Raw genomic sequence first — 10,490 nt, 5'->3', positions numbered from 1 at the left:
CATGAAAGCTTATCGGGTTCATCGCGCCACGGCCCCTCCTTTCTTGGCTGAAGCGAGGGAACATGGAATAGCTGGGCCGGGACGATGGAAGTGCCCGCGATTTTATAAGGCTTGTTGGGCTCGGCCTTTGCCGGAGCGCGATTATTGGTTGGCTTCTTCGCCATGATATATTTCCTTTAGATAAAAAAAGCCGCAGCGACGGAATGTCGAGCGACTTGGTTGATGATGTGAGCAGCGTTTTGCCCGCTGTATGGTCTTGGTGAGTTTGCTACATAATATCTGCTCCTGCTGTTATTGATAGATTGGTGATGCTGCGCGGCAGGCGATGCCCCGAAGGTCAGCAGCGGCCAAACGGGTCTGCCCTTGGTGGAGATCCAGCGCCGGCGCTTGAACTTCGTATAGGCGCGTTCTTCTGACACGCTAAAGACCGAACGCAACGAGAGCGTTTTTGCTTTAGAGGAAAGAAGGAAATGTTGTGCCATATGGTGATCTGCATCATCATATACGGTGATGTTTGGTGAATGTCCAGCATTATATCATCGTATATGATGATGCCCGCCATTACAGCCGGTGATAGAAGTTTTGCAGTTTGAAATTTCCGTCCTATAAGATCGGCATGACAGAGAAAAACATGAAGTCCGATCCGGCACATCCAAGCGAAAAATCCTGGGAGGAGCTCGTCAAGAATATCTTGCGTGCTGAAATGATGCGGAGAGGCGTGTCTTACGCTGTCCTTGCCGAGCGCCTTGCAAGCTACGGAATTGAGGACAACGAACTCAATTTACGGAATAAGGTCAGCCGGGGCCGCTTTACGGCTGTCTTCCTCGCGCAGTGCCTGAAGGCGCTTGATGTGGAGTGGATCAATATCCCCGCCTCTCTGGAAGAAGCCACCGGAAAAACCGGAGCGCAGTCTTTAGCGAAGAAGCCTTCCAAGCCCGCATAGATTTAATGTGTTTGGGAGCCAGTCGTTAAATGCCCTGGGTTCGTAAATCCGCAACAATACAATTCTAAGTCCGCTTTGCGCCCCAATTGTCGTCATCCCCAAGGACGGCGCGCGTTTCTGAAAGCTTCCATTGCCTGAACTCATTGCGATCACCCAATTGTTCAAAACTGGGTGGTTAGCTGACATTTAGAACTGGCATTGCTTATGGCAGCTTAATCCTGAAAGCGGACACTAGGCATTCAGCAAGCGAGTGCGATTAAAAGTAACAAAACGAGTTACATTTAGGATCATGAAAGTTCACGGCGGCTATTCGGCAATAGATTGAGGTTATGCTTATTTACTGAGGGCTGCGATAGTATTGTCAAGCCGCCGCAACAAATCATCATAAGTGATGATATCGACCATGTTTGCATACTTCCTTTTGATGATTTCAAAATCGAGTAGCTGTTGACTGCTCATGTTGCCTCCGCCGATTTGATCACGCCCAACTATAATTGTTGCTTTTGGATTAGATATTTTGACTGACATCCCGATGGGGAGGTCGGCTGCATATTTTTTGCTGAGCGTTTCTTCTCCCTTGATGCCCCATTTGGAAAGGTGGAACAAGTATTTCTCAGCTTGCATAACGCTACCACTCAGTTCTGAAGTCGGAATGCTATTACCCCGATATAAGCCCTTACGAAGAATCTTATCTTCAAACGGTTTTTTAATTTCAATTATATCGAGATTTCCGTTTGCATCAATGAGAGCAATATCAAGGAAGCGGTTAGTTTTCTTGGAGTGATCAGTGTAGTAGTCGTGTATGGTGACATTTTCGAAAACCTTTATGTATTTCGGAAATAGAAGAAGTAGGAAGTTTAGCATTAATTGCTGCCACTCTTTTTCGGAAAAATTGGTATGATTTGTTAGTGCGTCCTCAATCAGGTCACGGATCAGAATATACTTTTCAATCTCAAGTTTTTTCAGTTGATCCAGATCAACTTTTGTTGTCGAGTTGAGTGATTGTTTTCGGTTGAGATACCTCTCATATCGCCCTCGAGCATCTTTCATGCCGTCTATGTATTGAGATAGAATGGTGTGGACGCGAGCTTCGGCATATCGATTTAGTTCATAGGTGTTTGGAAATTTTTTGAGCAATTCGTCGAAAGCATCTTCTGGAATCGCATCTGGATGCTTTCCTCCGATCACAATGGGGTTGGAATGATCGAGAATTTTTGATAATCGGCCGAAGATAGAGACGTTTCGCTCAGCGGTAAATTTCGAACGCTTAAGTTTGATATTTTCGTCTATCCATAGATCATTCTGGCTATCGAGAATTCGTCCTGGAATTCTAAGGTATCCGCTCGCTAATCTACCTAGGCAAAACCTGTATTCATAAGTTTCGAAGTCTTGTGTTGGTTGAGGAGGATTCAAAAGATCAGATTTTTCAAAAATGAAGGTGCGTGAGACTTCTGCAGAACCATTGGAGTTCAAATTTTTCCATATCCAATCATTGCCGTTTCCGTATTCCGTTTGATACTCTATTTCTACGCTATGGGTGGTCTTTATGAAATTTAGCATAATATCCGCTCACTTTTTTTTGTAAAATTCCGCGTCTTCAAAATATATTACCTAATGCCGAAATGCTGCGAGATTAAAATATCTCGTTAGGTAATACAGTCGTCCTTGATCTCTATATGTATATTGATCTGATCGCAATTAGCCTTCTGAACATCAAAGCCGTCTTTCCTAAGGAAGGCTTTGATACAGTAATGATAAAGTTGAACTGATTATTACTAAAAGTTATTATTGGAGGAGTGTGAAGAAACACGCGGCTTCATGCTCAATATCACCTTTGGGTGAAGCTAACATAGCGGTTATCCCAATTTCTGTTTTTGCCCCTGAAGTCGACTTTAGAACCGTCTAGGTTAAACGACAGCAACGGGGGCGCAAGCCACCATATAGATTTTCAACGGCGCCACGTCCGCTAGTTGCTCCAATTGCCCAAAGCCCGACGATCGGCCGTTTCCTGACGTTCAACCTTCATATCTCGATCATCCCGATCGATTGCAGATTTAGACTTTCAACGGAAAATTAAGGAGTAGCGCTGGCAGTTCGATTCTCGCCGCCGCTGCCAATATCGAAAGTTCCCAGGAATGAACACTCAACCGACTTGAGGGCCGTGTAGGCCGCTGTTGCACGAATTTATAATGCGCGGTGATGTTTCCTCGCTGCTGCGACATTTCTAGCCAGATAAAAATTTTGCAGCAATTCAGATTTACGAGTCACGTTTTTCAAAATGCTACCGGGCGCAGGTCATCAATCCGTCGCCAGGCCTGGAAGGCCGCGACTAGGTTCGCCTGGTCCGGATCCTCAGCGAGACAATTGAAGACCCAGGACAGCCATACCGCCTGTGCTTGGTCTGCTGCCCGCCGGGATTTTTCTGACGGCCCGGCCATCTTGGACGCCAAAGATATGCCGAACAGTTCGGCGCTGACCCGGACATATTGATCTTCCGTCCGGTGAACATGGATCTTGCGGTGGAGACCCAAGTTGAAAATCGGAAAAGCTTTAAGGACATCATCAGCAAAGTCCGCTTTGTGTTTTGGCCGGTGCGACCAGCCCGGAGCTTCCAGAATCGCGCAAACGCAGTCGGTCTGTTGATCCAGCAGCTTCGTCATTTCGAGCAACGGAGCGGTTCGCGTCTTTGTCGGATATGTGTGATGATGGCGCGTGAACAATATGTCATCACCAGGCTGGAAATTGACCTCGAAGGCACCAAAGGCGCGTATAAACCGCTCCGTGTTGCGGCGATAGGGATGATAGACGACGGAGAAGGTGACGATCCGTTCGGAATATATGGGAAGTTTCATAAAAAATTGTCCTGAAATGCCAAGTGGGCGGTCATCCTGAGATGCCGCCCGCTTGGGGTGTGGTTAGAAGATATCGGTAGAGCCGGTCGTCAGTAGAGCGCTGCCCGTTATGACGCCGGCTCGACTTTCAAAAAGTCTACGCCTGTGAAGGAGCGTAAGGCTGAAGCTACGCTGCCCGGTAGATCGGACAGGTATAATTGGCTGTGCTATCTTTGAGCTGAGCCCAGGGCTTGAAGGTTCGGCGCAAAAACTCGCTGTCCGGGTTCGCGCCCGTTGCTGCGTTTGCCAGCGCCAAGCTGCAAGCTGGAATGGCGCAGCGGATCAGCCCGTGGGATTTGAGATGGCGCAGCATGATGATCGCTGTCGCCATGACATCAGCTAGCACTTGCTCCTCGACGTCCCCCCACATCCCCTTCTCGACAAGTTCGCCAATGGTTTTGGATGGCGACGGCTTTGCGGGAATTGAGCAAGCTGCTGCATATTCCGGAAGATGGACGGATTCCGCGCGGATCGAGACAGCGTCACATAAATCAATTCTGCGCTCAGAAACCGGCGAAAGTTCGCGCAGCTGCCCGGGCATGATCAGATCGAACTCACCAGCGGTTCGGCGCAGAACGGCCAGATCTTTATGCTCCCCGCCCCATGTTACCAACACAGCGCCTGGTTCCTGGTCCACGGCGTCAAAGAACGCAGATACCATTTCCTTTTCGCTGTGGTCATTGGTGGATAAAACGACCGGACCTTCAATCTCCGGAGCGTCCGAACCCCGTTTGAATCGCATCACGCACCATGACGCTGCAGCCACGCGGTGGAAGGGCCAGCGTATCTTTTCCTCGGCGTCTTTGCCTTCAGCTACGCCATATCCATTATGACGGTCCCGGTCATAGCCATATTCAAAATCAGCAATGATATAGGTGCGGGTTCTATTTTGATTGGCTGCGCTGCCGCGCGCCGCAAATAGATTGGCTTCACGTGCCAGCTGCTGCTGGAGACAATCTTGGTTAGACATTTTAGATTTCCTTAAATGAAAAAGGCCCGCCGAAATGGCGAGCCTTGCAGGTTGATAGGTTGGATTAATTTTTACCGGTGACGTTCAGTTGCGGTCATCGTTTTGGTGCCGAACAGCGGAAGCCCCTCGGTTCGGAACCAGCTGCGTTCGGAGACCAACTTTTCCTCCGCCATTTCTTTGCACCAGACGCGGCGCCCAGCATCCCACCGATATCTTCCGGAGGCGTGATCCGGTGCAACTCGCGCGCCGCAAGTTGCAACCGGAGATCTCGCATTGGGCTGTCTTCTTCTTGGCATAAGTCCTGCCAAACTCTGATTTCGGGTTTTTGATCAGCTTGACCTGCAAAACGTTTCGGTCTTGCTTGGGCAATGACTAACATCCGCCGGAACTTGGGGTCGGCATAATGGGCCTTGTAAAAATCAGCAGCCCGCTGGTCAGCTGTGTTGGTAGCCGTGAGGATTTCGCCGTCAACGATCACCCTGCCTGAGATTATCGCAGCACATATCCAGCGCCGCTTTTGCAGTTCAATCCGTTCGAGCACCTCAAGCGCAATTTGGGTTTTTTGGCGCACCAAAAGATAGGGGGATCTTGCGAAGGCTTTTTGAAGCACAGGATCGTCAGCGTAAGGGAGATCGGCGTCGCGATATCTTGAGGAGCTCAAAGTCAGTTCGTTTCGAGAGATTCGATCGATAATCCGCATCGCCTCTTTATCCGGATCGCCCTTGGGATTTACGCCTTTATTTCTTTCATCTGCTATGCTGCTGCTTGTCTGCAGCAAATCTTGCCGTAAGTCATCCATATCGGACAGGTCCCAATCACGATCAACTTTGTCCTTTTTCTTTGCGGAGCTAAGGCTCAAAAGGTCGCGAAGGGCGTTTTTGTTGCGGATACAGCGCTCCGCAATCGAACTGCGCGGGTCAGATTTAATTTTAGCCATGTGCTGCTCGGCAAGCTCGCGATGTGATGCGTCGAGCGGGATTCCATGTTCCGCGGCAAGTGCAATCAATTTGACCGTCTCTCGTTTGCTTGCCATGATTTTGACAGAGCCAAATTTTCGCTGGGCCAGTTTAAGCGCATCAATTCTTGCTTGAGTCGACCTTGAACGCATAGCCGTTGAAAAAATATTGATCGAGCGTGGCATTCCAACAAGCCGAATCCTGATCAATGTCGGTGACCCGAAAATTACCTCCAATGATGACATTCGAGAGTTTAACCGGTTGGATTATCCGGAAAGCGAAAAGCAGTTCATCATCTTGGTTGGTAAAGGACAAGAGGGCTGGAATTGCCGTTCACTCTTTGGCGTGGCATTGTTTCGGGCACCGAAGTCGAAAGTTTTTGTGCTTCAAGCCACCATGCGGTGTTTGCGCTCAATCGGCGATGTGCAGCACACAGGCCGGATTTACCTGTCAGAAGAAAACGAGTCCATTCTTGATGACGAGTTGAAACAGAACTTCCGCATGACAGCCGACGACCTCAAAGGCGCTGGCGACGGCAAGATCAATGTTGAAGTGCGGGTCAACGAGCCCGTTCCGACGATCACGATCCAGCGGGTCCGGCGCAGCTTTGAGCTCGACGAAAAACAACTGGTTGATGGTGCAGACCTTGGTTTCAACAAGGCTGACAAAAATTCCTGGGCCGAACTGACTGACAAATATCGTCTACTTCAGATTAATCGGAAAAGTCTTGATGGTCCCAAACTGAGCGATCAGGTGACTGACCTGACCGACCAGAGAGAGAAGCTGCAATATTCGAAGATGATGTTGGTTGCAGAGATTTCCCGCTATCTGAACCGGCCGCCGCTGGAAATTGAAACAATTTTGGCGTCAACCAAGCAGGGCACCGATAAAACGATAGAAGCCGTGAACGACTATAACGAATTGCTGCACGATCTGATTATTCCCAGGCTGTTTAACACGCTCTTTTCGCTGAATGAGTTTGTCTTTCCTGAGAAGCATGAAATTGAATTGGTAAGAATCCCGCCTGACGGCGTCTATAATATGCGCGTGGCAAAGGATAAAATTGAACGAGACGACAGCGCGATCGCTAAGCCATTTGTTGAAAAGAGTTTCCACCTAGACACATACTGCTTCGACAGCAATCCGGAGCAGAGACTGTTCTGGGATTTGCTGAGACAAGGGAAAGTCAAAAAACTCTATTTCACTGGTATGCTTACCCACGGCCAGTCTGATTTCTTTGTCCAATATATCGATCCGGATTCAAAGGCAGTCAGAAGCTACTATCCGGATTTCCTCTTTGAGCGCGATGATGGAAAGTGGGTCATCGTCGAAGTGAAAGGGGACAACATGATTGACGATCCGGTTGTGAAAGCGAAGCAGCAATATGCTGAACAAATGGCGATTGCGTCCGGTATGGAATATCATATGATCAAGGGCAGCGATGCGGATGCGCATAGTTACCAAAGCTTATTCCAATAGCGATCTGTAAATGGGTGACGAACGTCTTTGGGAAAAATATGGCGGATCTGTTTGATGGCTCGGGCGAACCGGCATAAACAAAACTGAACGAACTTAGGTTTCGGACAGGGATTTCTCTGAAAAATTTTCTCCAGAAAAATTGTGCTTGCGATTGTGCTGATAATTGTGTCTTTTACCCGTAACGCTGCTTATTCGAAGTGGCGTAAATGGCAGAAGTCCCGGGCTTTCGAGCATGGCGTGATTTTTGGATAAAAATAGTCGGGGATCTTGTCTCCCCGACCATTTTTTCCCTCTGTATCCTGCGCTTCCTATTCAGACTGGCTTCGGCCGGTCTATTGTCTAGCTGCCGCCAGACACCATTTGCCGCCACAGCCTGAAGCCTTTGTAGACCAGGAAAATGCACAGGATCAGCATCACCGATGCGATGATCAGTGCCGCTGCCGGATTGGCGAAGGCGAGGAAGAGCAGGCCGCCGGTGGCTATGTCCTCCCCGGTGGAGACGACCGCATTGCTGACTGGCTCCGGGCTGGTATTGACAAGGGCGCGGGCGCCGGCCTTGGCGCCGTGGCTCATCAGGGCAGCGCCTCCGCCCAATAGAAAAACCACAACCTGCCACACAGGGTCGCCAGCGTCGACAACCGCAAGCGCCAGCAGCGCACCGCCGAGGGGCCGAATCGCAGTGTGGATCGTATCCCAGATCGAATCGAGCCAGAGAATTTTGTCGGCGAAAAATTCAGCGACGGCGCCGAGCGCGCTGATTGCCAGAACCCAGGGATTGGCGAGCGCATCCAGTATCTGCAGATGTTCGGGTAGGCTGATCCATTGCAGCCGCATCGCCAGGCCGGTCACAAACACCGTGAGATAGAGCCGCCAGCCCGATAGCAGGCTGACGCTACCGGCCAGTCCCAATAGCTCGACAATTCCCATGACATGATCCTGCCATGCTGGTGGAATTTTGGCAAACCGGATTGTGCCGGCGATAGCCAATCAAAAGACTTGGCAAAGCCGCCGCTTGCTGTTCATATGAAAATATGACCGAAAAACAGACCAATGATGAAGCGCCTGCCACGGATGCGCTCACCGGCAAGCCCATGCCCAAACCAATTCCCGCGTCCACGCTGGTGATATTCCGCGATCAACCGGGAAGCACCGCACCTGATCTGCTGATGGTAGAGCGTTCGTCCAAAATGGTATTCGCTGCCGGAGCCGCTGTTTTTCCCGGCGGCCGGATCGATGACGCGGATTTCGATTTCGCGAGGGCGCTCGGCCACGATGATTTTGAAGAATATGGCGCGCGCATCGCGGCGGTTCGGGAATCGATCGAGGAAACCGGGATCGCGGTTGCGGTCGAAGGAAATCTGGATGCCAAGCGGGTGCTGGAGGCCCGCAGCGCGCTTCACGAAGGCACCGTTCTGGCTGACATCTGCAACCAGTTCGATTGGCAGCTGGAGCTCGAGAAGCTGATACCCTTTTCGCGCTGGTGCCCGCCCTTCGCCGAAAAGCGCGTGTTCGACACAAGATTCTACATGATCTCGCATGATGATCACCAGGCACAGGCGACGGTTGATGAAACCGAGAATTACAATCTGTTCTGGGGCAATGCGCAATCGGTATTGGATCGCGCCGAGGCGGGGGAGGTGAAGATCATCTTCCCGACCAAGCGCAATCTTGAGCGGCTGGCGCAATTCGGATCGTTTGACGAGGCTGTGGCCCATGTGAAGGACCACCCGTCGGTGATGGTCTCTCCCAATATCGAGAAACGGGGCGAGGAAGTCCATCTGTGCATACCGGAAGGCATCGGCTATCCGGTCACGTCGGAACCGATGGATGCCGTCCAGCGCGGTTTTCAGAAATAGGAAATATGGTGCGCCCGGCAGGACTCGAACCTGCTGCCTCAAGATTAGAAGTCTCGCGCTCTATCCAGATGAGCTACGGGCGCGTCATTTTCATGCGCTTTAGCGGTCTTTTCACCGGCTGCAAACCGTGATCTGGTCCTGTCGCCTAAAATGTTGAATTGTCGCGGATGTGGGGTAAGAACGGTCTATGAGCAATAGCCCGATCCAGCGCATCTCCGCTTCCAGCCAGACCGGGCACCGGTTCCGCTATTATGACTTCGTGATGGCGGCTTTTGTCACGGTGCTGCTGCTGTCCAACGTGATCGGCGCGGCCAAGCCGACCTTCATCACGATCAACGGTGAACAATGGATATATGGCGCGGGGATATTATTCTTCCCGCTTGGCTATGTAATCGGCGACGTTCTGACCGAGGTGTACGGCTACGCGCGGGCGCGCCGGGTCATATGGGCCGGTTTTGCTGCGCTCCTTTTCATGGCCTTGATGAGTTGGGTGGTGGTGTCCTTGCCACCGGCTGAGGGCTGGGAAGGGCAGGCTGCCTATGAAAGCGTATTCGGCCAGGTTCCGCGCATCGTCGCGGCGTCAATTGTCGCCTTCTGGGCCGGTGAATTTGTGAACAGCTATGTGATGGCACGGATGAAAGTCTGGACGCAGGGCAAGGCCCTTTGGACCCGGACCATCGGTTCGACGATCGTCGGGCAGGGCGTTGATAGCATGATCTTCTATCCGCTCGCCTTTCTGGGGCAATGGGAAATCTCCGCGATAATCACCGTGATGATCACCAACTGGCTGCTCAAAGTGTTGTGGGAAGCGGTGCTGACACCGGTGACCTATCTGGTTGTGGGTTGGCTCAAACGGCGCGAAGGGGTCGATTTATATGATGAAGATACCGATTTTACGCCGTTCAGCATGTCGTCCTGAACTAGCGTAAAAGCCCCTGTTGTTCGGCTCGCCATGCTATCCAGGCAAAGCCAACCGCAAAAATGATGATCAATATTGGCATCGTCCATCCCTGACCGGCAATAAATTCGAGATAGCCGTCGATGATAAAATAGCTGCTGAACTGCACGATCACCGCAAGCAACGATAACAGGAAAAGGCGAACCGCTACCCTTTTGCGCAAGAGCAGGGCGATGGCGGCCACAAAGCCCGAAAAGACCGCTACCGCGAAAGCAGCCATCACCCACGAGGGTTGGTCGGCCAGCAGATCCTGCTGCTGTTGCGGAAGGGCCGCAAATTCCTGGGTACTCATCGAAATCTGCTGAATATAGGCCAGCAGACCAAGGCCGTTCCAGATCAGCGCTATCGCGCCAGCAATCCAGAACCATATCGGTGCTCTTGTCGGTTCGGTCATGTCATTTCCCCATTGCAGCCAATGCCGGACATGTTGTTATTTT

At 51.0% G+C, this 10,490-nt stretch carries 10 protein-coding genes, 1 tRNA gene and 1 pseudogene; 4 read left to right on the top strand and 8 right to left on the bottom strand.

Translation table 11 applies throughout. From position 1 onward, the window contains the following. Window positions 1-344: 344 nt before the first annotated feature. Window positions 345-482 (bottom strand): annotated as a pseudogene (locus ACN0VD_RS11400) (IS1595 family transposase); the annotation flags it as partial. A gap of 134 nt (window positions 483-616) precedes the next feature. Here ACN0VD_RS11400 and ACN0VD_RS11395 point away from each other — a divergent pair. Then, the gene (locus tag ACN0VD_RS11395; protein WP_417594307.1) at window positions 617-943 is read left to right on the top strand and encodes a DUF6471 domain-containing protein; all 327 of its coding nucleotides are present in this window, start codon (window positions 617-619) and stop codon (window positions 941-943) included. A 333-nt stretch (window positions 944-1,276) separates the two neighbouring features. Here ACN0VD_RS11395 and ACN0VD_RS11390 read toward each other — a convergent pair whose 3' ends face one another. From ACN0VD_RS11390 to ACN0VD_RS11375, 4 genes are all read right to left on the bottom strand, one after another. Beyond that, window positions 1,277-2,503 (bottom strand): Shedu immune nuclease family protein, encoded by a 1,227-nt coding sequence (locus tag ACN0VD_RS11390; protein WP_417594305.1) that lies wholly within the window; start codon window positions 2,501-2,503, stop codon window positions 1,277-1,279. A gap of 713 nt (window positions 2,504-3,216) precedes the next feature. Beyond that, on the bottom strand, window positions 3,217-3,795 hold the full coding sequence (locus ACN0VD_RS11385) for a hypothetical protein (protein ID WP_417594303.1): 579 nt from the start codon (window positions 3,793-3,795) through the stop codon (window positions 3,217-3,219). 166 nt (window positions 3,796-3,961) lie between these two features. Further along, window positions 3,962-4,804, bottom strand: coding sequence for a hypothetical protein (locus ACN0VD_RS11380; protein WP_417594301.1), 843 nt, complete (start codon window positions 4,802-4,804; stop codon window positions 3,962-3,964). 94 nt (window positions 4,805-4,898) lie between these two features. Further along, entirely contained in the window at window positions 4,899-5,945 is a 1,047-nt protein-coding gene (locus ACN0VD_RS11375) for a hypothetical protein (RefSeq protein ID WP_417594299.1), read from the bottom strand. Here ACN0VD_RS11375 and ACN0VD_RS11370 point away from each other — a divergent pair. Beyond that, a complete protein-coding gene (locus tag ACN0VD_RS11370; protein WP_417594297.1) occupies window positions 5,929-7,239 on the top strand; it encodes a TnsA endonuclease N-terminal domain-containing protein in 1,311 nt (436 codons plus the stop codon). The genes ACN0VD_RS11375 and ACN0VD_RS11370 overlap by 17 nt on opposite strands. Before the next feature lie 339 nt (window positions 7,240-7,578). Here ACN0VD_RS11370 and ACN0VD_RS11365 read toward each other — a convergent pair whose 3' ends face one another. Next, window positions 7,579-8,166, bottom strand: a complete 588-nt coding sequence (locus ACN0VD_RS11365) for a DUF4126 domain-containing protein (RefSeq protein WP_417594295.1) — start codon at window positions 8,164-8,166, stop codon at window positions 7,579-7,581. 104 nt (window positions 8,167-8,270) lie between these two features. Here ACN0VD_RS11365 and ACN0VD_RS11360 point away from each other — a divergent pair, with 104 nt between their 5' ends. Continuing rightward, window positions 8,271-9,095 carry an NUDIX hydrolase gene (locus ACN0VD_RS11360; protein ID WP_417594293.1) on the top strand — a complete coding sequence of 275 codons (825 nt, stop codon included), beginning with the start codon at window positions 8,271-8,273 and terminating at the stop codon, window positions 9,093-9,095. 6 nt (window positions 9,096-9,101) lie between these two features. On the opposite strand, the gene ACN0VD_RS11355 is transcribed toward ACN0VD_RS11360, so the two are convergent. Then, window positions 9,102-9,178: transfer RNA gene (locus ACN0VD_RS11355), tRNA-Arg, on the bottom strand. A gap of 104 nt (window positions 9,179-9,282) precedes the next feature. Between ACN0VD_RS11355 and ACN0VD_RS11350 the strand changes: the two genes are divergently transcribed. Then, window positions 9,283-10,014, top strand: coding sequence for a queuosine precursor transporter (locus ACN0VD_RS11350; RefSeq protein WP_417594291.1), 732 nt, complete (start codon window positions 9,283-9,285; stop codon window positions 10,012-10,014). A 1-nt stretch (window position 10,015) separates the two neighbouring features. Here the strand turns inward: ACN0VD_RS11350 and ACN0VD_RS11345 are convergent, their stop codons facing one another. Continuing rightward, complete coding sequence (locus tag ACN0VD_RS11345; RefSeq protein WP_417594289.1) at window positions 10,016-10,447, bottom strand: hypothetical protein; 432 nt, start codon at window positions 10,445-10,447, stop codon at window positions 10,016-10,018. Window positions 10,448-10,490 lie beyond the last annotated feature (43 nt).

Source organism: Parasphingorhabdus sp. (assembly GCF_048267785.1).
Lineage (GTDB): Bacteria > Pseudomonadota > Alphaproteobacteria > Sphingomonadales > Sphingomonadaceae > Parasphingorhabdus.
This window is presented reverse-complemented; position numbering and strand designations above follow the sequence as displayed.